Source organism: Vibrio sp. 1401 (genome assembly GCF_033340295.1).
This window is the reverse complement of sequence record NZ_JAWOWF010000780.1, coordinates 1-534: the sequence shown is the minus strand read 5'-3', so window position 1 is coordinate 534 and position 534 is coordinate 1. Positions and strand designations below refer to the sequence as shown.

Annotated in this window: 1 protein-coding gene; it reads right to left on the bottom strand. The window is 48.9% G+C overall.

Annotated features, from left to right (window positions below; translation table 11 throughout):
* Window positions 1-532, bottom strand: a 532-nt coding sequence (gene vscT, locus R7Z77_RS28130) for a SctT family type III secretion system export apparatus subunit VscT (protein ID WP_318137407.1), incomplete at its 3' end; no start/stop codon positions are given.
* Between the last annotated feature and the right edge of the window lie 2 nt (window positions 533-534).

Here is a 534-nt window from a genome sequence, read left to right as displayed (position 1 = left end):
AGAACATTGCGAGCACAAGTGGCGCCGACATTAATACACCAAGCCACATTAACTGTTGGAACTGATCATAGAAAAAGCTTACCCACGCGTCCGTGACCATCGGAAAAAAGCCGAGTATTGGCCAAGTGGTGTAGCTTTTAAACAGAGCGTAGATAAATGCAACAAAGCCACCGCCAGAGAAGAACAAGGTGATCAACGTTTGGGTGAGTAACACCGCCGTTGGGGTGGATTGAGAACCCAGAGTTGGGTTGAACATGCTCGCCATCGCCGCACCGCGTTGGTTATCCACCAAAAAGCCAGTGGCTTCAATCGCCCAAAAAGGAATGGCTGCGATAAAGCCAATCAGCATACCCAGCAAGACTTCTTTGCCTAGAATCACAATCAACCAAAGGCCGTCAGTTTCGGCGGGCAATGCTTGCTCGTTTACGACGGGAAAAATAAACAAAGCAAGTGAGCAAAGTACGCCGTTACGGGTCATTGCGCCGCCAAGCATCTGTTTGCTCAAAATAGGCAGAAAGATAAAGCACGCCATGA